The organism is Paenibacillus sp. J22FR21 (assembly GCF_056269135.1).
In genome coordinates this window covers 74,944-96,280 of sequence record NZ_JBWDNJ010000002.1, presented here as the reverse complement: position 1 = coordinate 96,280, position 21,337 = coordinate 74,944, and the positions used below count along the sequence as shown (strand labels likewise).

The 21,337-nt window shown below is 50.8% G+C and carries 19 protein-coding genes; 4 read left to right on the top strand and 15 right to left on the bottom strand.

Annotated features, from left to right (window positions below; genetic code table 11):
• Positions 1-141 precede the first annotated feature (141 nt).
• Positions 142-1,047, top strand: a complete 906-nt coding sequence (locus AC0YNS_RS06220) for an AraC family transcriptional regulator (RefSeq protein WP_475780178.1) — start codon at positions 142-144, stop codon at positions 1,045-1,047.
• Between the two features lie 78 nt (positions 1,048-1,125).
• Here AC0YNS_RS06220 and AC0YNS_RS06215 read toward each other — a convergent pair whose 3' ends face one another.
• The 5 genes from AC0YNS_RS06215 to AC0YNS_RS06195 all read right to left on the bottom strand — a co-directional run bounded on the left by AC0YNS_RS06215 (position 1,126) and on the right by AC0YNS_RS06195 (position 3,869).
• Positions 1,126-1,545, bottom strand: a complete 420-nt coding sequence (locus AC0YNS_RS06215) for a YtxH domain-containing protein (protein ID WP_475780177.1) — start codon at positions 1,543-1,545, stop codon at positions 1,126-1,128.
• Positions 1,546-1,615: 70 nt separating this feature from the next.
• Complete coding sequence (locus tag AC0YNS_RS06210; protein WP_475780176.1) at positions 1,616-2,101, bottom strand: hypothetical protein; 486 nt, start codon at positions 2,099-2,101, stop codon at positions 1,616-1,618.
• 139 nt (positions 2,102-2,240) lie between these two features.
• The gene (locus tag AC0YNS_RS06205; RefSeq protein WP_475780175.1) at positions 2,241-2,909 is read right to left on the bottom strand and encodes a helix-turn-helix transcriptional regulator; all 669 of its coding nucleotides are present in this window, start codon (positions 2,907-2,909) and stop codon (positions 2,241-2,243) included.
• A gap of 91 nt (positions 2,910-3,000) precedes the next feature.
• Positions 3,001-3,426 (bottom strand): DUF86 domain-containing protein, encoded by a 426-nt coding sequence (locus AC0YNS_RS06200; protein WP_475780174.1) that lies wholly within the window; start codon positions 3,424-3,426, stop codon positions 3,001-3,003.
• 155 nt (positions 3,427-3,581) lie between these two features.
• On the bottom strand, positions 3,582-3,869 hold the full coding sequence (locus tag AC0YNS_RS06195) for a Dabb family protein (protein ID WP_475780173.1): 288 nt from the start codon (positions 3,867-3,869) through the stop codon (positions 3,582-3,584).
• A 97-nt stretch (positions 3,870-3,966) separates the two neighbouring features.
• On the opposite strand from AC0YNS_RS06195, the gene AC0YNS_RS06190 reads away from it, so the two are divergent.
• Positions 3,967-4,227: a hypothetical protein gene (locus AC0YNS_RS06190; protein WP_475780172.1), complete on the top strand. Its 261-nt coding sequence runs from the start codon at positions 3,967-3,969 to the stop codon at positions 4,225-4,227.
• A 50-nt stretch (positions 4,228-4,277) separates the two neighbouring features.
• On the opposite strand, the gene AC0YNS_RS06185 is transcribed toward AC0YNS_RS06190, so the two are convergent.
• The 9 genes from AC0YNS_RS06185 to AC0YNS_RS06145 form a co-directional block, all read right to left on the bottom strand.
• The gene (locus AC0YNS_RS06185; RefSeq protein WP_090982941.1) at positions 4,278-4,661 is read right to left on the bottom strand and encodes a cupredoxin domain-containing protein; all 384 of its coding nucleotides are present in this window, start codon (positions 4,659-4,661) and stop codon (positions 4,278-4,280) included.
• Between the two features lie 124 nt (positions 4,662-4,785).
• Positions 4,786-5,163: a YhjD family protein gene (locus AC0YNS_RS06180; protein ID WP_090982939.1), complete on the bottom strand. Its 378-nt coding sequence runs from the start codon at positions 5,161-5,163 to the stop codon at positions 4,786-4,788.
• A 146-nt stretch (positions 5,164-5,309) separates the two neighbouring features.
• A complete protein-coding gene (locus tag AC0YNS_RS06175; RefSeq protein WP_091214630.1) occupies positions 5,310-5,699 on the bottom strand; it encodes a phage holin family protein in 390 nt (129 codons plus the stop codon).
• A gap of 134 nt (positions 5,700-5,833) precedes the next feature.
• The gene (locus tag AC0YNS_RS06170) at positions 5,834-8,023 is read right to left on the bottom strand and encodes an alpha-galactosidase (protein ID WP_475780171.1); all 2,190 of its coding nucleotides are present in this window, start codon (positions 8,021-8,023) and stop codon (positions 5,834-5,836) included.
• Between the two features lie 161 nt (positions 8,024-8,184).
• Positions 8,185-9,327, bottom strand: a complete 1,143-nt coding sequence (locus AC0YNS_RS06165; RefSeq protein WP_475780170.1) for a Ger(x)C family spore germination protein — start codon at positions 9,325-9,327, stop codon at positions 8,185-8,187.
• Complete coding sequence (locus AC0YNS_RS06160; protein ID WP_475780169.1) at positions 9,324-10,748, bottom strand: spore germination protein; 1,425 nt, start codon at positions 10,746-10,748, stop codon at positions 9,324-9,326. Before AC0YNS_RS06160 ends, AC0YNS_RS06165 begins: the two co-directional genes overlap by 4 nt.
• A complete protein-coding gene (locus AC0YNS_RS06155; protein WP_475780168.1) occupies positions 10,699-11,835 on the bottom strand; it encodes a GerAB/ArcD/ProY family transporter in 1,137 nt (378 codons plus the stop codon). Before AC0YNS_RS06155 ends, AC0YNS_RS06160 begins: the two co-directional genes overlap by 50 nt.
• 106 nt (positions 11,836-11,941) lie before the next feature.
• Positions 11,942-12,370 carry an RbsD/FucU family protein gene (locus tag AC0YNS_RS06150; protein ID WP_090982927.1) on the bottom strand — a complete coding sequence of 143 codons (429 nt, stop codon included), beginning with the start codon at positions 12,368-12,370 and terminating at the stop codon, positions 11,942-11,944.
• 33 nt (positions 12,371-12,403) lie between these two features.
• Positions 12,404-14,209, bottom strand: coding sequence for an L-fucose isomerase (locus AC0YNS_RS06145; protein ID WP_475780167.1), 1,806 nt, complete (start codon positions 14,207-14,209; stop codon positions 12,404-12,406).
• 119 nt (positions 14,210-14,328) lie between these two features.
• Between AC0YNS_RS06145 and AC0YNS_RS06140 the strand changes: the two genes are divergently transcribed.
• Positions 14,329-15,348, top strand: a complete 1,020-nt coding sequence (locus AC0YNS_RS06140) for a LacI family DNA-binding transcriptional regulator (protein ID WP_475780166.1) — start codon at positions 14,329-14,331, stop codon at positions 15,346-15,348.
• A 543-nt stretch (positions 15,349-15,891) separates the two neighbouring features.
• Positions 15,892-18,570, top strand: a complete 2,679-nt coding sequence (locus AC0YNS_RS06135) for a DUF5722 domain-containing protein (protein ID WP_475780165.1) — start codon at positions 15,892-15,894, stop codon at positions 18,568-18,570.
• A 415-nt stretch (positions 18,571-18,985) separates the two neighbouring features.
• Here AC0YNS_RS06135 and AC0YNS_RS06130 read toward each other — a convergent pair whose 3' ends face one another.
• On the bottom strand, positions 18,986-21,289 hold the full coding sequence (locus tag AC0YNS_RS06130) for an alpha/beta hydrolase (protein ID WP_475780164.1): 2,304 nt from the start codon (positions 21,287-21,289) through the stop codon (positions 18,986-18,988).
• Positions 21,290-21,337: the final 48 nt, after the last annotated feature.

Below are 21,337 nucleotides of genomic sequence, written 5' to 3'. Positions count from 1 at the left end.
GGATTAATGTCTTCTTCTATTCTCTACTATAGTGCAGGGAATAGCGGATTGAGTAGGAAAAAAAGCATGTTTTATATGTACATTTGTAGTTTTTTGATCTACAATTATCCTACTGAATTGATGAGGATTGGGGCCTTAAAAATGCCGAATACAGGCAACAAGCAGTCTAGCCTGCACCGCACATTAGATCATCATAAATTTACAGACTACAACAATACTCAGCCGGCTCAAGGTGAATTGTCGCTGCTCTTCAGCGGGGAAGGCAAGCCGGTTGCCGGTCATTTCATTGGACCAGCCGTTCATAACTATTACCTCGTGCACACCGTGCTATCGGGCCGTGGAACCTTCGAAATCAACGGGGTCCGCTATTCGTGCGTGAAAGGCGATACCTTTATTATTTTTCCGGATGAGCTGTTTACCTATAGAGCCGATGAGAAAGAACCCTGGCATTATATGTGGGTTGCCTTCAAAGGACATATCTCTGAGCATCTGCTGCTGACGCTTGGTTTCTCCCCATCACGACCCATCGTTCATACGGACGATGTTCGTCCGCTTGCAGCGCTATATCGCAAAATTCGAGGTACGCTGGAGTCCACTCCGTTTCCCGAACTCGCCGATTTGGAAGCAAACGGGCTGCTGCGCATCTTCCTGAAGGAGCTTGGACTATTGAATGCAGGCAATCTGGCCTTTAATTCCATTGCTATCGTTTCAGACATTGACAGGCAGATTAAACAGGCGGTTCGGTGGCTGTCTTATCAATATGCACAGCAAATTTCGATCGAGGATTTATCGCGAAGCTTAGGCTATCATCGCACGCATTTATCCAAGATGTTCAAGCAAGTGACAGGCGTGTCACCGATGCAATTTCTGCTCAAGGTACGGATGGAGCGAGCGAAGGAGCTGCTCAATGGCCAGTATCACCTGTCGATCGACCATGTCGCTTCTTCTGTCGGCTACACGGATGCTCTCTATTTCTCCAAGCAGTTCCGCAAAACATTCGGTTACTCGCCGTCCGAGTACCGGCTGCATGCTCGAAATTTCAAATAGGATGCAGGCAACAAAAAGGCTTCGCGCATAACTCATGCAGCGAAGCCTTTTTGTTCATTCACAATGTAATGCGATTGATTAACTGATCGTTTGAAGCTCTTCTTTGCTCTCTTGAGTCAGTTCTTCCACTTTATCTTGAACCGCTTCTCCTGCTTCGTGCACGAGCTCGCCGGCGTCATCCATCACTTCTTCTACTTCTTCTTTGCCGGCTTGGCGCCAGCTGCGAACATTGTCCAGAACAGTGCTTGCTGTTTCTTTCGCTTTGCTTGCAGCTACCGTTACGCCGCTGCCCACTTGTTTCGCGATACGGGTTGACGATTCGCCTACTTGGCCGGCAATACGAACGGTATTCTCGGTAACAACCTGTGTTCCGTCTGCGATATCTTTACGAAGTTCACGGCCTGATTTAGGTGCAAGCAACAGAGCGGTTACGGAACCGATTACGCCACCTGCAATCGCACCAACTAAGAAACTTTTCTTTCCACTGACTTTTGCCATCTTCAATACACTCCTTTGGTACAGCGGCTTGCGCTGCTTTGGTTCGCGCAGCAGCATAGCGACTGTATAATTAGTTAGTAGTATCCTGCCCTTGGTTATAGCTCGAGCATGCAGAGGATCGGCTATCTTTCCGTTTGTTCTGCCAAAACTGCCACACCGCATAACTGACCTCAGCCCAATCAAGCGCTTCTGTGATACCATGCTTCACTTTCTCGCCTGACCTTGCAGCATGTCGTTCAACCGTTTCGTTCAGGTCTGTGGAAACGCGGTTCACGGTAAAAGACAATTGATTCGCTGCATCGCCAATTCGTTTCGTTGCTTCTGCCACTTTGGACATGCCGTCCAGCTGCTTCTGCACGGTTCTGACAGTTGCGGTCACCGGATCCATCAGCGCAGTCACCTGAGCTGCCGCATGCTGCGTATACTGCTCCATCGCTTCAGCTGTTTGAATTAGCTTCCCCAGCTTGCGATCCGCTGATCGCAGCCAGAGCAAAATCCCAATTACCAATGCGATGAAAGCAGCAACCGCTGCTCCCTCAAGCCATATTCGATCCATGAGCGGACACCTCCTAACGTACTGCCTTGCGGGCTATTGCCCATTTACTTACTGACATAATACCCAGCATGGGCTTGTTTTGACACAACACTCGCAAAAAAAAGAGGCATTAGGACCATCTCCTAATACCTCTTTATGCTTATAAACCTGCAATTCGGTAGCTGCACTTGCCGCCGCCTTTAGCCAAGCATTCCGTTCGTTCCACGTCCGTTCCAAGCAGCTGTTGAAATAATGACAGCTCACATTGGCAGGCCTGCTGATAGCGATTGGCCACCTGTGCAATGGGACAATTGTATTCGTGCATCACAAGTCCGTTCTCGTCGTTCTCGAGTGATACCATGTAACCGCCCTCGTTCTGGATCGAAGCAAGCTCGGTTACTTTCTCCTCCAGCGACTTCCCATCCATGCGATAAGCATAGCGTTCGATCAGCTTGCGTTTACGGCCTTCAAACAACCGGTCAACGATAATGGCCGTCTCCGGATCATCCTCCAGCTCTTCCAGCAAGTCCAGTGCGAGAACATGGTAGTTCTTCGGGAATAACAGCTCCGCTTGCTCCGTTAGGCTGAACATATGGGTCGGTCGCCCCATTGCCTGACGCACAATGGTCGGCGCAATAAGACCGTCCCGCTCAAGCGTGCCAAGATGGCGTCGCACAGCCATTTCCGTAATTTGCAGATGCTTCGCGAGCTCACCGGCATTCATCTGTCCATTGGTCTTGAGCAGCGTGAGCACGGTCTGCCTTGTGGAACCTTCCAGCCTGAATAGCGGCTCCTTCTGCATATTCGTCGGAGTTCCATCCTGTTTCATTCCCTCACCACCTTCGGCACTACAGCGCGTTCTAATGTCGTCATTGTAACGCATTTTCGCTGATTCGTAAATCGACAACAGCCTCCGGCAGCTAGCTGCCCAGCTCTTGGACGAGGTACGCTTCAACAGCGGATTTAAATGCGATTAACGTTGCCGGCAGCTGCGTCGTTAAGGGATGAAGCTCGGCCCGGTTCCATTCAAAATAATCTTGAACGAGCGGTTTGCGCAGCCGAACAAGCTCAAGCAGCGTTTCCTGCAGCTCTGCCGGATACACGCGCTCTCCTTCAATAATCGCAACAATGTCTTCATAGCTGCTCGCATCGCGCATAATAAATCCGTCAATCAGATAGCTTCCTATATCTGTGACAGTTTCGATCGCCAAATGCAATGCACGCTCCTGAGCAAGACCTTGCAGCAAGCTGCCATCCCAATTCTTCTCAAGCTGCGTTAGCGCAATTGTGACTTCCGGGATGACGGACAGCCGCACAGCCAGCTGCTCGCGGTTTACATAATACATACCTGCAAAACCCCTGTTCCGTTATTACCTCTTGTTCTTGCGTGCTTTGCGTTTCAGCCAGACCGTCATGACAATCGCACTGATGATCACGACGATCAGGTAAGTCATCATTTCAAATACGTCACCCATGATTTAAATCGCCCTTTACCCTTTTCTTAGCTCTCGAAATCTACAGATACGGATGCTTCGCGAACCTCCGTTATATGCGCAATAACTTCTTTATGTACCGGATGAACCTGATAAGCCGCCAGCGTGTCCATGGATTCGAATTTCGTAATCAGCGCGATGTCATACGAACGTTCCGAGTGCAGAACGTCAGTCCCTACTTCAATGGATAGCAGCTCATCGATCTTGCCTTCCATATTCTTAAGCACTTGAACGGTGCGCGCAACGCTCTCCGGGCTGCCGTCCTTCAATTTGAACAATACGATATGCGTTATCATAATAAGTTCGCTCCTTCGACAATGTTTGTTGGATGCTGAACATCCTTTTGTCACATAATAACCCAAGGTCAATCTTCCAGTAAAGGAGATTCAACGCATGCGCTATCCGGTAACGATTGTCGCAACGCTTATCGGCGTCGCTTTATGCCTTTATAACTCGACAGGCTACGATCCACATAATCTGGTGTTCTTCATGTTCAGCGTTCCGGCTTGGATTACAGACATGATCGTGGACATTCATGAGGTCAATGTGTACTTGATGTATGTGCTAACGATTGCCAGCTGGGCACTGCTCGGCTTCATCTGCGATTACGCGGTTGCCAGAAGCCGCAGAGGCCGTCGCCGCTCGTATGACTAATGGAGTGATAATGATAAAAAAGGAGCCGTTTGCGGGCTCCTTTTTGCTTGTTATTCAACGATTAGAACGGACTTCATCTCTAGATGGCCTGTTCCGCAAGCAACGGCACAGTGCATCTCGTATTTACCCGGTTTATCGAATACCACTTCTTGCTCCATCTTGTCGCCTTGAAGATCAATACCCAGATCAGGAATGGCAAGACCGTGCACGCCGCTCTTATTGATCAATTTGAGTTTTACTTTATCGCCTGCTTTAACTTTGTACTCTTCTTTGTCGAATACGAAGTCAGATGAGGCTTCCACTTTCAATAATGTAACGCCCGGCGGCAATGACGCTGCCTCGTCAACCGGCTTACCCGGAAGCTGAGTCGTCAGCAAGTATACGCCCAAAACCGAAGCTGCTGCGAAAACGATGAACATAATCCACTTATGCATTGCTTCTTGCTCCCCTTTTCATCAAATGTCTACTCCCTATATTACATAAGATCGTCCGTTCTTCTCAACCTTAAACCGCTTCTGTAAATAAACTTTTTTCGGCTTTTTGACAAAATGATGAACGTCACCTCGTCAAGTAGCTCTTCAGCAGCCGCTCGGATTCAGCCTTCACGAAGGTCCATGGCATAGAGAACGAATGCCGGTAGCCCATGCAGCTGTATTCTGCACAGAGTCCTGCCGTGCTCCGCTTCTCCTTGTCAACGCCGATGCCGCTGTCCCGAAACTGTCTGCGCATGGCAGCCAGCTCAAGCAGCACCCGATCTTGGAGCCCTCTAATCATCGATTCGTAAAGCCTCGGCAGCTTCGTAGCAGTCGCGCCAATGATTCGAATATCATGGTCGAGAATTTGATTCACGATACCAAGCAGCACGTAGCGTTTCACTAATTCCAGCTCCTTGCCGATCTGAACGGGCGTTGAAGACCCCGCCATATCTACAGCCATACTGACCCCTCCAAGCACTGCGCATAAGAACATTTGTTCTCATTATAACAAGTGCAATTTGAAGTTGCAAGACGTGTAGGCGGTGTTCGGATAAGAAAAAAAAGACCATCCCAAACAGGATGGCCTCAAAACAAGCGAGCTATACTTTACTTTTTGTTCTTGAGCACTTCTATAAGTTGACGAAGGCGGTCCGGCATGGGAACGCCGATTCTTCCTAGATTTTCGGTAATCGAAATTAGTTCATTCGCCAAATAGAAGTATATGGCTCCGCCCATTGCAATGCTGCTAAGCTCCAGTAAGATGTCAATGCGGTGCGCCAGCAGTATGACAACAAGCATAATGCCTTTTCTGGCAATCCCCCATGAACCTATGGAACTGTTTAGTTTCTTCTCCTTAATAGCAGCCGTTATACCTGTGATATAATCCGTTCCCATCGCAACGAGAAGGAGCGTTAAGGATTCCGGCCACATTCCGAAAGAGAAGGTTACAAGTGATCCAAACAAAGCTGTGATGGTGCAGACGATCGTATGCGGCACAACCTCACTCTCCCTTCGTATTGCGCTTACAAATCTATCATATGCAGGAGAATATGAGGTTGTCCGTCAAATAGCCCTAGAAACGTATATCGTTTGTATATGTTTTGGAGGATAGCAGTAGATCTTCATGGAATCTATTCTCGTGCCGCGAATCGATAGACCGTGCTGAAATAATCGCTATGCGGGATGGATTTGGCTACACCGGCATACATCAGCTCGTCGCCGCCTACCACCTCGTCCGTTCCGATCCATTCATAGCTATAGTCACTGCGCAGTCCTTTGAGCTTCAGTCTGCTAAGCGGCGCGTTCGGCTCATTAAGCTCGACAACATGGACGACCAGCACTTCCCGCTGATCCGGCGACACGAACATCCAAGCCGTCTCATTGCCCTCAAATGGGCTTAGCAGCCTGTAGAAGGTACCGTATTGCACCAGCTCACGAACTTCCTTCACCAGCTCAACTTGGCGTTTGACCTCTTCCTTCTCCGCTTCCGTAAATGCAGTCAAATCAAGCTCATAGCCGAAATTGCCGGACATCGCCACATCCCCGCGCGTCTTCAGCGGTGTTACACGGCCAACCTGATGATTAGGAGATGCCGATACGTGGGCGCCCATCGAGCTGATCGGGTAAACGATGCTGGTGCCGTATTGAATCTTCAGCCTGCTGATCGCATCGGAGTTGTCGCTTGTCCATATTTGCGGCATATAGTACAGCATCCCGGGATCGAAGCGGCCTCCACCGCCGGAGCAGCTCTCGAACAAAACATGCGGGAATGCGGTCGTAATTTGTTCCAGTACGTTATACAGCCCAAGCATGTAACGGTGTGCCGTTTCACGCTGGCGTTCCGCCGGCAGCAACGCCGAGCCGATCTCCGACATATTGCGGTTCATATCCCATTTCACATACGTAATCGGCGCGCTCTTCAGGATCGAGCCGATTGCCTCAATAATGTAAGCTTGAACATCCGCGCGTGAGAGATCGAGAATGAGCTGCTTTCTTCCCTCAGAGCGGCGACGCCCAGGCACGTGCAAACACCAGTCAGGATGCGCACGATAAAGATCGCTGTCCGGCGAGACCATCTCCGGCTCAAACCACAGACCGAATTGCAGACCGTGGCTGCGTACCCGCTCAGCCAAATCTTCCAAGCCCTGCGGAAGCTTCTTCGGATCGACGATCCAATCTCCGAGCGAACAATTGTCACTATCGCGCTTGCCAAACCAGCCGTCATCCAGCACGAACAGTTCAAGTCCGAGCTCGCTGCCTGCTTTCGCAATGGATTCGATCTTGTCGGCATTAAACTTAAAGTACGTTGCTTCCCAATTGTTGACCAGGATAGGTCTTATCGCATCGCGGAAAGCACCGCGGCACAGCCGCGTACGGTACAACTCGTGATACGTGTGGGACATCGTGCCAAGTCCGGCCGAGGAGAAGACCATAACAGCCTCCGGTGTCTGGAACGCTTCGCCCGGCTCGAGCCGCCAGGAGAAATCGAACGGATTAATCCCCATATAAGCGCGTGCCGTGTGGTATTGATCCACCTCGACGCCAGCCGTGAAGCTGCCGCTGTAAACCAGACTGAAACCATACACGTCCCCCTGATCCTCGGTCGCCCCTTCGCCAAGAAGCGCGAAGAACGGATTGTTGGCATGGCTGCTTGATCCGCGGCGGCTCTCGATAGCCTGAACGCCGGGCGTCAGCGCGCGTTTATGAATATAACGCTCACGTGCCCAAGTGCCGGAGAGCTGCAGAAGCTCGAATCCATCATGCGGCAGATCGACGCTAACACTCAGCGCTCTGGTCAACTGCATTACAGATTGGCTGTCATTCACAATACGAGCCGAGCGTATGACCGCATCAAACGCTTCAAAGACCGTATAGGATAGCGCTACCGTAAGCCCTGCAAGCTTGTCCGCCAATGTGACGATCAGCGTCTGTGCTTCATCAGCCGATTCCGCGTAAACAGCAGGCAGACCTTCAAGCGCCGGTTTGCCGTTTACGATGCGATGCGAGACATAGAGCAGCTCCGTTACGGTTGTCCCGTTGGCAAGCTGCACCGCGTAGGCCGGGTTTCTCAGATCGCTTGAACCATAGAAGGGATATTCCTGCGGTAGTGTATCGAGTGAAATTGTACGATCCTCCGGAATTGGATTCGGACTAAACGAACACCGTTCCATGCGCTGCAATAGGCGCGAAGCATCCGGATTATTGAGCTTGCGACCCCAATAGAGATGTGTCGGGAATCCTTCCAACGCTTGGAAAATATAACTCATGGAGCGGGTCTGAAGGTGAAAGAGATTGGTAGCGGAATTGAAAATAATCGACATATGCAGCTCTCCCCAATATGGAATAAACGACTCTCCTTAGAGTTCGTTCGAAACGACTAAACCGTAGTCGTCTACCAGTATAGGGCCTTATGATCCCGTACTACATGGATGCTTTTAGCCGTCATATGGATGAATGTAGGATTCTAACTCCCCCCTTACGCCTACTTCATCTCAAAAACGCCTGCATGCACGATTTTGAAAGCTACACTCACCTTGAGATCTGCCTCGCCTGGATGCCAACTCTCGGCTGACGCTGTCTTCTTCCACTGACGGAGATGGTACCGATACAGCACCTCCTCTAAATTCAGCAGGTCTGCGCCTTGTTTAACTCCGGCCAAATAAGTCTGCTTAATCTCAGCCCGGATGATCTCGCGAATCTGTCCTTCAAGCTGCGGAATCGACAGCGAATTGCCCATTTCACTCAATTCACCTTTTGCTTTTACCTGCAGCTCGAACGTCGGTCGCCCATTCATCATCTTTACTTTTTTCTTCACTTTCATTTTCCTGATCGTAACGACGTCAGTGCCATCCCCTTTGTTCTGCACCGCATAAATGGCTCGTTTAAAACTATTACTCGACCACCGAACACCTAACGATTGCTTTAAGGGCAAGTAGAGCGGCTTCTTCTTGCCTTTGAACGCAAACACGCCATCGAGCTCCTGCACGGTTATCGGTTTAGCATTCTCGTGCCAAGTATCCTGCGTCACACCGATGCTGGGCAGCAGTGCCGTAACCGCCTTCTCGTTATAATCCGCAACGAAAGTCTGCATCGTAACCGGAGGCACGGAACTGCTCTGTTTCGCCTGAGTCTGAGGACTGTACATAAGGCTGTACAACTGAGACAGATTAAAGAAAGCACTCGAGGTCAGCAATTCCATCATGTCGCCTCGCGTTCCAAAGATCCATGAGGTATATCTGGTGACGCGAACGCGATTCACGGCATCCAAGATCTCATTCATCTTAACCATCGCCGGTTCACGAACGATAACGACTTTCACTTGCTCGAAATTAAGCGTGCTTTGCGTTGATATGGCAATTTGATTGGTTGCGGTGTGGACACTCTTCCCGCGGCCAACTCCTACCCAAACGGAAGGCTTCATGGATTTGGGACTCTCTGACTTTGCTATCGAAGAGAAGTCCAGCGTTTGCACATGTACCACATACTGCCCATCCTGATAATCAATTCCCATTGCCGTGACAAAAGCTTGCGCGCTTAGATCGGTCGTGTCTCCGCAACCGCTCAGCATGCAGGTCAGCAACAGCGTTGACAGCAACTGCAGCAGCGCCTTGCTTAGCCTAGTCATGGCAGATTTCGCTTGGCGCGGTATTTCCAAGGCAACTGCCAGATCGCGGAGAGCATCTTCTTAAACTGGAAAGGGGCAATCGGCTTCATGAACGGCATCCCAAACGACTCCAGCGTGCAATAATAGAGCATCACCGAAAACAGCGAAATAAAGAAACCGAACAGCCCCAGAAACGCGGAGGCCACAATGATATAAAAACGAATGACGGTGACTGACCCGTTCAGTGATTGGTTTACGAGCGTAAACGTCGAAACGGCCGTTACAGCTGTAATGACCAGCATGGTTGGTGACGTTAAACCAGCTCGTATGGCAGCATCACCCACAATGAGCCCTCCAACAACCGTAACCGTCTGACCGACCGCCCTCGGCAGTCGTACACCGGCTTCACGGAACATTTCAAACATCAGCATCATCATAATCAACTCCATCTGCGGACTGAGAGGCAATCCAATTCTGGACATCGTTACCGTGGCAAGCAGCGCAAACGGTATTTGATCATTATTGAAGGCAAGCAATCCCAGCCAGAAGCCGGGAAGCGTGCCGGCTATGAAAAAGCTGATAAATCGCAATGTTCTTTCAAAGGCGACGAAGTAGAACGGCTGATACGCATCCTCCGGGGATTTGACCAATAAGGAAACATTAACCGGGGCGATCAATGCTGCCGGGCTGCCATCCACAAGAATAGCCACGCGTCCGTTCATCAAGGACTGGACGACGAAGTCCGGTCTGCCTACGTATTCGATAAGCGGCACGAGCGCGATGGATCGGTCTGAGATAATATCTTCCAGCTCTCCGGCTCCATGCAAGGCGGCGATATGAATTCCCTTCAATCTCGTTCTGGCCTCATTAATGACGCTCTGCGAAGTGACGCCTTGCATGGATAGCAAACAAATTTTCGTCTGCGTCTCCGTTCCTATGGTGAACCACTCTACATGCATCTTCGGTGTGCGCAGTCGTTTGCGAATCAGTGCCAAATTAGTTACGATCTCTTCGACGAACCCATCGCGTGGTCCCTTCACCGACAATTCCAGCGTGGACTCTTCCGGGCTTCGTCCAGGCTGATGCGAACAATTGATGGCATAGAATTGTCCGCTTTCCTGCTTCCAAATAATCACGTGTCCGGAGAACAAACGATCGAACAGCTTCATTCCCTCCGGGCCCGGTTCTAATTTCATGATTAGCGGGCTCTTCTCCGGATCTAATTGCAGGCGGCTTCCGTCTGAGCCCAGCAGGTCCTGCAAAAGATGAGTATCAATCAACCCGCCGGAATACATCATTGTAAAATGTTCGGGCTCCCCGGTCATGCCCAGCTCGCGCTGCAAATGGTGGATTTCCACATCTCCGCAGCTGCTGATTGCCTCAACCAGCCATTCAGAGGTTATTTGCCGCTCCTGCTTCAGCTGGTTGTTTTGGGTTTTCATCAAGGCCGCCCTCCTTAGGAACTCCTTTGAACGATAACAACCATAACCCCGTGGTCACGAATACAGCAATGCCAATATCCATGATAAAAGTAAGCTGGATGATCGACTGTGCGGCGTTTAAATGTCCTAAGAGGATTTTGCCGAGCACGATATAGATCAAAATTAACGTTACTATGAAGGTCAACCGAGCCTTCGGCTTACGCAGCGGGATTAACTCTATTACAAGTGCCATACCAAGCGAGATCCGTACGAATGCCCCGGAAATCCACTGATAAATCGCGAAGAAATCCACATGCTCGACATACTTCCCTATAGATACAAGCCTCCACTGCGCGAATGCGGGGTAAAGCAGTTTATCTGCTTCTTCAGGGCCAAACTCGGTAATGGCACCTATAGAGGGACCAAGCATGAGCAGCATAATAAAGCCAAGCTGCAGGAGCAGCTGCCAATTCTTCATGACGCCGCTGAAGAAATGTTGAAGAAACAACAGCATGAACAGTTCCATCAAGCAGCTGGCGGCGTAAACGGCTCCGTGCAGCGGAGCACCCCACCCCTTCTCCACCATCGGAAGCAGGAGCGCATAGTTCTTGTTCGGCATATTGACGCTCATGACAAAATCGCCCAGAATGACGACTCCCGGCAGCAGCAAGCACGACATGTAGGCAATGGCTCGCAATCCGTTCCAAACCGCAAAACCAATGAGTGTCATGAAACAAATCATCACGACAAGCTGCGGCGTTTCCGGTAAATACGTGGAGGAAGTCCAAGAGGTCGTTTGAAGAAACGATTGAAAACTGGTATGCAGGAGAAGGAGAATAACGGGCGAAATAAGTACCCACGCTCCGAATGGGGATAATCGCGTTCGCAGCCATTTCCGTAAATTAATTTGTTTGGTTCGCTTCATCGTTCCGGTAATGAAAACCGTTGCCCATGGTACGAGAACAACGAAAGCGATAATGCCGCACATCCATGCATCCCTGCTGGAAACTTCAAGCACCGTAGGCAGCAGGATAACATGAGATGAAAGCCCGACCGATAAGGTCAGCATCATGAATACCGGCCAGAAGCCGAGTGATTTCTCCTTCATGTGGTATCGGAGCCTCCTTCCATTTCGGCATAGTTTTACCAAATTGCGCACAAAAAAACCGACCGCCGCCGATTAAACATCGGGGCGATCGGTTGGTTCAGGCAAGCTAGGCGATAACGCCTTTCTTGAGAATGAGATTGGCATATAAGGCACTTTCGCTTGTAGCAACGATCGCATAGGCTTTGCGCGCGCGATCGTAGAACTCGAAGCGTTCGATCATTTCGAACGTCTCGCTTTTACCTGTGCGCTCACGAATGATGGTTTCGAAGGTACCCCAGATCGGCGTTTCCGCTTTGTCGCCCGGCACCACCTGCATGAGCGTCACCGGCTTCTCGACGTATTGATCGAGCGGGAACAACTGCAGAATAGCGTTCAGCACTTCCGGCACATTATGGCCGTCACAGCGTACCAAGCGCTGTGCGTTGCTGGCTGCAGGGTAGTTGCCGTCCCCGATGACGATTTCGTCGCCGTGTCCCATTTCCATTAAGATCTTGAGCAATTCAGGTGAGATGATGTTAGGGATTCCGTGTAGCATGAGTGATCCTCCTAAGGTAGGGTAGTGGATGTCTTATTTGTATAGCGCTCCGAAATTGTTGCAAGCACGGTAGTCCGCGCTCTCCGGATTGTCCGTACCAAACAGCGACCAAGCGCGCGGACGGAATATGTTCTCTTCAGGCACATTGTGCATATTGACCGGAATACGGAGCATGGAAGCAAGTGTAATCAGGTCCGCGCCGATATGGCCATAGCTGATAGAGCCATGGTTTGCGCCCCAGTTGTCCATCACGTCGTAAACGCTGCGGAACGCGCCTTTGCCTGTCAAGGATGGTGCAAACCAAGTTGTCGGCCACGTCGGGTCCGTCCGTTTGTCGAGCGTATCATGCACATGCTCAGGCAGGTCTACGGAATATCCTTCGGCGATTTGGAGAACCGGTCCGATCCCCTTCACCAGATTGATGCGGGACATCGTCATCGGCATGCCGCCGCGAGTCAAATAATCCGACGAATAGCCGCCGCCTCTGAAGTATTCCAAGGAAGCCGGACGCCATGAGGTTGCATCCAAGCAGCGCTGTGCTTCCTCCTCGCTGATTTCCCAGAAAGGCTTCATCACCGGCTTGCCGCCTCGTTCTTGCTGCCCCGTACCGTCAAGCGTTGCCGGTCCGGAATTAATCAGATGCAGAATGCCGTTCTCGGCATGGCCTTCCAGACGGTGGCCTGTCACGCGTTCAACGGAATCCGGACTCCAGAATGTACGCACATCGGCGAAGATTTGAGCCGTATTCGTGAGGAGGGTTCCGAACAGCATCACTGCGCCGTTCAAGCTGTCATTCTCTGTAGCGACGATGTAAGGTGCCCTGATGCCGTTCCAGTCGAAGGAGGAATTCAGGATTGCCTCCATGAAATCACCATTCGGGAAGTGGTCCGTCCACGCCCGCTGCCCTTGGAATCCTGAAACAATCGCATTATGTCCAAGCGCTTCCTCGCCATACCCGAGCTCATCGAGGCGCGGATTGCCGACCATGAGGTCACGGGTAATCTGCGTCATTTTGACAACCGTTTCCCAATCCTTATCCTTCTGTTCACGGGTAGTTCGGATGGAATCCGGATTGTTGTCCGGGCCTTCCACGCAGTTCTTCTTCACCCATTCCAGCGCTTGCTCGTATTCGGCAGGATCATAGATGCCTTGCTCCATGCGGCGGACAAACTCTGTCATATCCACATAGTCGGTACGCATGCCGAGATATTCCTGGAAGAACGCATCGTTGACGATGGAGCCTGCAATCCCCATGGAAACCGAGCCCATCGACAGATAGGTCTTTCCTTTCATGTAAGCAACTACAAGTCCTGCACGCGCAAATCCGAGCAATTTATCGCGTACATCTGAAGGAATCGAGGTATCGCCGGTATCTTGCACTTCATTGCCGTAAATGCCGAACGCGGGGAGTCCTTTCTGTGCGTAACCGGACAACACGGCTGCGAGATATACCGCACCTGGACGCTCTGTCCCATTAAAGCCCCAAACCGCTTTCGGAATCGAGGGGTCCAAATCGATGGTTTCCGTGCCATAACACCAGCAAGGTGTTACCGTGATGGAAACCCCGACATTCTCACGTGCAAACTTGGTGCCGCAAGCCGCAGCTTCCGCCACACCGCCGATACATGTATCTGCAATTACGCATTCCACCGGTTCCCCGTTCGGGTAGCGCAGATTCTCCGAGAATAGTCTTGCTACCGATCTCGCCATCTCCATCGTTTGCTCTTCAAGCGACTCGCGGATCCCTTTGCGTCTGCCGTCAATTGCGGGTCTAATCCCGATCTTGGGAAATGAGGATTCAAATCGAGTGCGGATATCTGCCACAGCTAACCCCTCCATTGTCCATGAATGATAAATAATGTTACCGATAACATAAAAATAACAATGAAACCGCTTGCTGTCAATCCGTTTCTTGTATACTATTAGTGCATGATTTGTCGATAAGGAGTACGTCCAGCATGGTTACAATCTATGATATTGCGGCACAAGCGAATGTGTCGGCGATGACTGTTTCGAGAGTTATCAATAACACTGGCAAGATCAGCGAGAAAACCCGTTTGAAGGTGAAGAAGGTGATGGAAGAGCTGGGGTATGTGCCTAATCAAATGGCGAGAAGCCTCGTATTGCAACAAACCCGCATCTTGTTTCTGCTCATAACGGATATTATGAACCCCTTCTATACGACGCTCGCACGCGGCGCAGAAGATGCTGCGCGCAAACACGGTTACCGCCTGCTGTTTGGCAACAGCGACGAGAGCATGGATAAGGAAGGGGACTATATCAACACCATTCTGACAACACGGGTAGATGGGGCATTACTTGCGCCGACAGGCGATCCATCGCTCCCTCACTTGGAGCAGCTGCGCAAGCACAATGTGCCGTTCGTTCTTCTAGATCGCGAGGTTCCCGGCATCGCCTGCGATATCGTGCTCGGCGACAGCAGGGATGGAGCCCGTTCGTTGGTAGAACATCTGGTGGAGCAAGGTCATCGTCGTATCGCACTCGTGAACGGTTCCCCTTCCATCTCGAGCGCTCGGCTCCGGTTGCAAGGTTTTCAAGAAGCGATAAAGCTGAACGATCTGACGCTGCGCGAACAGGATGTCCATGAAACAACCTTCGGACCGCATCTGGATGTCGAGGCCATGGGGCAATGGATAGACAGTAAGGCCGGTGAATCGATGCCCACTGCCATTATGGCGGGCAACAATGTCCTTGCAGTCGTCCTCATTCGGCTGCTGCGCGCCAGGGGACTGCGCATACCGGAGGATATATCGGTTGTCTGCTTCGATGATTTCGGATTGAACTCCGAAATGGATCCGTTCATCACCGTGGCTGCGCAGCAAGCTTATCAATTCGGTTTTCTTGGGATGCAGATGCTTATTGAGCGTATTCAAGAGCGCAGCAGTGCGCCACCGTGGAAGCGGGTCATGCTGCCGGCGGAGCTAATTGTGCGGCGGTCCGTGAGGAAACAGGATTAGAGTTTGCCATAGTAACATGGCGACCGTGCGCGCGAGAAGCCGACGTTGGTTACAGCGTCGGCTTTTTGGGCTTCCGGAACGGATAATGTGCTGTTCCTCCTCGTTGAGCGCATGCGTTTGTCGCATTGCCGATGCTTACGGTTGTGACAGCGCTTATTTAGCATAAATTCATCCATTTTCATTTCTAACGGTTGCCACTGAGCTTATTGAACGTTTTCCACTAGGAACCGCCCCATTTGCTGCAAATAACGTCTGCCACAACCGTTAGAGTTTCAAACAGGCTGATTCTCATGAAATAGCCACCCTGACAACCGTTAGACTTTATTCATGTGGGAAAGGCCAACCAACGGCTCTCGAGACTTGCGCAAATCAACATTTGCTGCTGGATGCTGCGAAAAACCGTCGATTATCGCCAAAGTATACTTTTATCAAACCTTCGTTATATCTTGAATAAACTCTTCAAATCGTTGAATTCATCATTGAAAACCCCTCCTTTAAAGTATATATTAGTATATGTAAGTATACCTATAAAGGAGGTTAATTATGAAGAGAGTTAAACGTTGGATGATTTGGATGACTTGCTTGGCGGTTCTTATTCCGTTCATTCCGGGTCCCAAGACGGCCGAGGCGGCCGTGCTGCAGACGGATATCGGAAGCTTCGAATCCGGGACCGATGGCTGGCAATGGGGCAGTAACGTCACCGGGTTATCGAATGTAACAAGCAGCCTGAATGGTCCGCAAACACCATACGGCGGCAACCGTATGGGCGAGCTGACAACCGCATCCGCAGCGGGAACGACGTGGCGATCGACCTACAAGAACTTCTCCCCTGCCATCAACGTATCCGCAACTCCGTACTTCCACGGCGCTTTCAACACCTACGGCATTAATCCATCGCATACTCAGTTTGAAGTAAGGATTACGTTCACTAGCGGCACTCAAACCTTAGTCTCCACGCAAGCCATCGCCGGTGACACCTGGAATGAGCTCAGCGTCGACCTCAGTGATTGGGCCTATCGAACGAGCATTTCGAAAATCGAAGTTGCCTACCGCTCTGTAACCTACACATCCGCTTGGACCGGCAAACATCAGCTGGATAATATCGGCTTCTCTGCTTACCCTGCTGCTTATCCGGGCTCCATAAGTTCACTATCCGCTAGTTCTACGCAGATCACAGCTGCCGGAACCTACAACACCGCTTCCTCCGTTCAACTTGACCTCATCGAGCTCCAGACCTACGAACAATACAATATCAATACAACTTACACGGCTGATGCCACACAAACCGTAACGCCAAGCGGCGGGGTTGCCAGCTTTTCACTTTCCACCGCACGATATGCCTCCTCCCGCGACAAAGCCTACTCCAAGTTCGTCGTCATCAACCACACCACCAAGAAACTCGTAGCCAGTCCTACTTATGTCACGCAGCAGACAGCCTCCGTCAACACCTTTGCTTTTCCAACGGCAAGCTCGATCAAAGGACTGCAGGTGCAAACGGTCGATGACGCGCAGAAGCTTGGCATCAGCCATGCGGCACTGAACGTGTCTTTTAACGAGCTGTTCCTAGACAACGCAACAGGTGCCATTCCGTTCGTGATGGACGGCACTACTTATTATTTCAAGCAATCTTACATTAATGGGCTTGACCATGACATCAAGACATTGTCGGATGATGATGTCATCGTCAGCCTCATTCTCATCATGTACAACGCAGCGGGGACGATTAACTCGAAGCTCCTTCATCCCGATTATGCCGGCGGCACTGTCGCGGCAATCAATACGACCAATGCGGATGGCGTCCGATATTGGAAAGCAGGCGCCGAGTTCCTCGCGAGCCGATATACCAGAAGTGACGAGTTATACGGCAGAGCTGTTAACTATATCGTCGGGAACGAAGTTAACTCCCAAGCCTATTGGTACGACATGGGCAACAAGCAGCTGCAAGACTTCGTAGAGCAGTACGCCCGGGCTTATCGTATTGCGGAGACTGCAGTGAAGAAGTACTATTCCAATGCCAGAACCTACATCTCCCTCGATCATTTCTGGAACGGAAGCGTTGGATCTGATGCACTTCGCACTTACAAAGGCAAAGGGATCATGGATGAATTCAATAAACGAATTACTGCGGAGGGGAACATCCCTTGGAATATCGCGTACCATCCTTATCCGGAGGATTTGTTCGATCCGACGATCTGGAACGATACGAGCGTGACGAACAGTTCAGACTCCGTTCGAATCAACTTCAAGAACCTGCAAGTGTTGACCAATTACATCGGAGCGGCGAACTATTTGTATGGCGGGAATAAGCGGAGAATTATTTTGTCCGAGCAAGGCTTCCACTCCCTCAGCAACTCATTGGCGGATCAGAAAACGCAAGCTGCCGCTTACGCCTACTCCTACTACAAAGCGAAATTCCTTGGCGGCATCGACTCCTTCATTCTGCATCGCCATGTCGACCATGGCGGCGAAGGCGGCTTGAACCTCGGATTATGGACACGAGATACGGCCAAATCGGTGTTATATGCGCCGAAGGATCAGAAGTACATCTACAATGTGTTCCAGAAGATCGATACGAGTGATTCTGCGACGGTAACCGATTTTGCAAAAGCGATTATCGGCATTACGGACTGGGCTACTGTTATCCCGGGCTACAACGCCTCCTTGCTGGCCGATCGGACGCCTCCTGCAGTCGGTACGCTCTCGTCTGTGGGTTCAATCACGCCGACTGCTAACGTGTCTACCTTCGAATCCTCTGCCGATGGCTGGGCCATCTCCGAATATTCACAATCGGCGGCAACCGTATCCAGCTTCGCCAACAGCCCGGGTACTCCGTTTAGCGGTTCAAAAGCTTTCGAGATTAACCTCAACAACGCGACGACCGGCGATGGTGAAGGCGGAGCTCGGGCAGAGAAAGGCATCACGAAAGTGTTCTCTTCGCCTATCAATGTGACGAGCACACCTAAGTTCCAATTTGCTTTAGATTCATATGGAGCTTGCCCAGGGGCCACGCAGTATAATGTGACCGTTCGGATTTACAGCGGCGGCAACATTATAGAAGGGAAAGCGACAATGACGCCCGATACTTGGAACAAGTATTCGATGGATCTCAGCGGCTGGGCATACAAAGGCAGCATCGACAAAATCAAAATCTGGTACAGCGCCAATTCTACTTCGATTTGGAATGCGTACTACCAGGTGGATCAGATTGGTTTTAGCTCTTAGGATTAGGGTTAGATAACAAAAGGTCACCCGGTAGGTACTGGGTGACCTTTTGTTGTCACGAGGGGCGAGGGGCAATCTGCTTTATGTTCCGTACTTTCGCGAGCGATGACGCACATGCTTTGCCGCATTCCAACTTTAACGGTTGTGAGAGTGGTTAATCGGCATTAATCTACCCATTATTTTTTCTAACGGTTGCCAGCGAACTTATTTGCACGTTTTCCACTAGGAATCGACCATTTTACTGCAGATAGCGTCTGTCACAACCGTTAGCCGTTCTAAGGGGCTCATTTTCATGAAATAGCCACGCTGACAACCGTTAAAGTTTTTTGTTCATGTTGTATCGACGAAGAAGTGGCTGTCGAGACTATCTCGACAGCCTGAGGTCACCCAGTAGATGTACGGGATGACCTTTTCCTTACTCAACCGACACTTCATCGCTGATCCCGATATCATCCATCATCACTTTCCCTTGATCGCTCGTGAAATAGAAAGTAACTTGCGTCAGCTCCTCAGGGTCGAAATCCGGATTCGCTTCCTCGAAGCGTTCGAATGGCAAATTGTACGTCTGAAATACCGCTTCGGTAGGCACTTTGTATTTGCCGTTCTTAATCGTCTTCTCGAGCCAAGGAAACCGCGTAAATATCGTATAAGGCAGCGGTGTAAACGGCTTGAATTCATCCAGCGGCAGGCGAACCGTTGCGCCATCCTCGCTCTTCAGCTCGACATCGATGTCAGGAAGCGGGATATCGAGACCTTCATCTCCATCCGTCAAGTCTTGCTCCAGATTCGTCATGGAGAAGATAAGCTGCTTGTCCTCACCCGCTTCACCGACCTGCTCCCCGACTGTATCCGGCAGCTCAAGCGTAAAGCTTCCGTCCTCTTCTTTCCACTGAAGCACGACGCCGCGGGAGCCTTTCTTATTACCGTCTCGATCCTCTGCCCCTTCTTCGGACCACTGCAGATTGTCCGCTTTGGCCTTCACTCCACCGCTCATCTTGGACTTGTCATAGTCTTCATCCATTCGAGCGAGCGGTAAGAAGCTGCTGTCTTCGTATCGATTGATATACGTCGCTTGCGGAAGCCACTCTAATCCTGTGCGATAATCGCTGAACAGCGGCTCATATTCCTTCTTCCCATACAGCGCTGCTTCCAGAAAAGAGCTAATATAGACTTTGGCGATTTCTCGCTGATCTTCTGCCGGAATCATCCCGCTTCTGCGCAGCAGCAGGCCGCCGGGCAGGCTGTCGTCCATCGTTCCCCAGTCCGTATTAAACCGGCTGTGGTTTGCCTCCCCGATATAGAGCGTCGCCTTGAAGCGATCCGAACCAGGAGAGAACGATGTTCGAATATATTGTCGTTCGCCGTTAAAGGTGTCCACGTCACCGTCACTCGCTCCCTGCAGGGACAGATAATATTTATCCTTCAACTCAGCCTTCATCTTATCCACATTCGTATCTGTCGGCGCTACGCCAACAACGGCCTGAATGTTGATGTTCTTCATGCTGGCCAACGTTTTATCATCCTTAAACCACTTGTTGCGGTCAGCCGCCATGGCAACGGCCTGTCCGCCCCTGGAATGTCCGATTAGCGCCACTTGCTGCAAGTTAACCGCTTGATAGAACGGATTATCCTTCTGCTCGCTAAACGTCGCAATTTGCTGCAGGTGCTTGAGCAGAATCCATGCCCGAACCTTCATATCATTGTTTGGAATATTGCCCCAGAAGGAGTAATTCAGAAAATTCTCATCAACCGAGACTGCGATAAATCCTCTGCTCGCAAGCATTTCACCGAGATATTCATATCCGCCATCCGAGAATTGCTCCATCAGATGATTACCGTGAACGATGAGTACGAGCGGATAATTCCCCTTCTCCTCAGGCATCCATACGCGGCCATTCAGGGGCAGCTCTTGCTGATCGAATCCCCAGAAGAAATGGCGCAGCCAATTCCAGCGTTTGATATATGGGGATGCATCTACGGATTGCGATGTCAGATCAACGCCTGAGCCGAATTCGTCGCGATGTGTATCATTCCCGCTGCCATAGGTGAAACTACGGACACGGTAAAGTCCGGTCTCCGCCGGATTGTCGGCCTGCAGCAGTTCTAATCCGGCATTAGGTGAACCTGAATCGTCAGCTGGCAAGGCAGTTACAGGCAGTGCAGCAGACTGTACATTCATCGGCCACTTATCGAAGGTCAATCCGGCCAGCGTAATGGCAATAACCAACGTTACTTTCACCAGCACCGCGATCCGGCGGCTTGCAAGCATACCGATAAACAGTCCGCCTAACACGCCGATCAAGGCAAAGCTGACACTCATAATAATGGATAACGGATCCCCGATATCCGCTTCATCACAGATCTTATACATGATCGTACCCGTAGCCGCGAACACGGCCAGCGTCAGTCGCGGAACCGGTACATAGCAAAGTGTCAGCAAATAAGCGCCTATCACACCTGCTGCGCCTATAACGATGACGCCGAGCAGTACGATAAGCACGCAGTCGAAGAGGACGCCAATCCCTGTCGGCATCCCGAGTGCTGCAATAATAAGCAATGTACTGCAAACGATCCAAACGCCAACTAGCGCGTACCGCCAAATTGTAGTGTCATAAGAAAAGGTATGTTTAGCCCGATCCAGCAGCCAACTCGCAAGTCTCTTCAAGAAGCTCTCTCTCGCTGGAGGCGCCGGCATCGGCGTTATGAGTTCAAGTTCCATAGATGGCTGGCTCCTCGGATTCATAGATTATATCTCGATTATACGCCG

Excerpts from the sequence above, each read along its gene's own strand:
- AC0YNS_RS06200 (WP_475780174.1), bottom strand. The coding sequence starts at position 3,426 with ATGTATTATGTAAACCGCGAGCAGCTGGCTGTGCGGCTGTCCGTCATC.
- AC0YNS_RS06180 (WP_090982939.1), bottom strand. The coding sequence starts at position 5,163 with ATGGCTGTAGATATGGCGGGGTCTTCAACGCCCGTTCAGATCGGCAAG.
- AC0YNS_RS06135 (WP_475780165.1), top strand. The coding sequence starts at position 15,892 with ATGAAGAGAGTTAAACGTTGGATGATTTGGATGACTTGCTTGGCGGTT.
- AC0YNS_RS06160 (WP_475780169.1), bottom strand. The coding sequence starts at position 10,748 with ATGAAAACCCAAAACAACCAGCTGAAGCAGGAGCGGCAAATAACCTCT.
- AC0YNS_RS06185 (WP_090982941.1), bottom strand. The coding sequence starts at position 4,661 with ATGCATAAGTGGATTATGTTCATCGTTTTCGCAGCAGCTTCGGTTTTG.
- AC0YNS_RS06195 (WP_475780173.1), bottom strand. The coding sequence starts at position 3,869 with ATGATAACGCATATCGTATTGTTCAAATTGAAGGACGGCAGCCCGGAG.
- AC0YNS_RS06130 (WP_475780164.1), bottom strand. The coding sequence starts at position 21,289 with ATGGAACTTGAACTCATAACGCCGATGCCGGCGCCTCCAGCGAGAGAG.
- AC0YNS_RS06155 (WP_475780168.1), bottom strand. The coding sequence starts at position 11,835 with ATGAAGGAGAAATCACTCGGCTTCTGGCCGGTATTCATGATGCTGACC.
- AC0YNS_RS06210 (WP_475780176.1), bottom strand. The coding sequence starts at position 2,101 with ATGGATCGAATATGGCTTGAGGGAGCAGCGGTTGCTGCTTTCATCGCA.
- AC0YNS_RS06145 (WP_475780167.1), bottom strand. The coding sequence starts at position 14,209 with ATGGAGGGGTTAGCTGTGGCAGATATCCGCACTCGATTTGAATCCTCA.
- AC0YNS_RS06170 (WP_475780171.1), bottom strand. The coding sequence starts at position 8,023 with ATGTCGATTATTTTCAATTCCGCTACCAATCTCTTTCACCTTCAGACC.
- AC0YNS_RS06150 (WP_090982927.1), bottom strand. The coding sequence starts at position 12,370 with ATGCTACACGGAATCCCTAACATCATCTCACCTGAATTGCTCAAGATC.
- AC0YNS_RS06190 (WP_475780172.1), top strand. The coding sequence starts at position 3,967 with ATGCGCTATCCGGTAACGATTGTCGCAACGCTTATCGGCGTCGCTTTA.
- AC0YNS_RS06140 (WP_475780166.1), top strand. The coding sequence starts at position 14,329 with ATGGTTACAATCTATGATATTGCGGCACAAGCGAATGTGTCGGCGATG.
- AC0YNS_RS06165 (WP_475780170.1), bottom strand. The coding sequence starts at position 9,327 with ATGACTAGGCTAAGCAAGGCGCTGCTGCAGTTGCTGTCAACGCTGTTG.
- AC0YNS_RS06215 (WP_475780177.1), bottom strand. The coding sequence starts at position 1,545 with ATGGCAAAAGTCAGTGGAAAGAAAAGTTTCTTAGTTGGTGCGATTGCA.
- AC0YNS_RS06220 (WP_475780178.1), top strand. The coding sequence starts at position 142 with ATGCCGAATACAGGCAACAAGCAGTCTAGCCTGCACCGCACATTAGAT.
- AC0YNS_RS06205 (WP_475780175.1), bottom strand. The coding sequence starts at position 2,909 with ATGAAACAGGATGGAACTCCGACGAATATGCAGAAGGAGCCGCTATTC.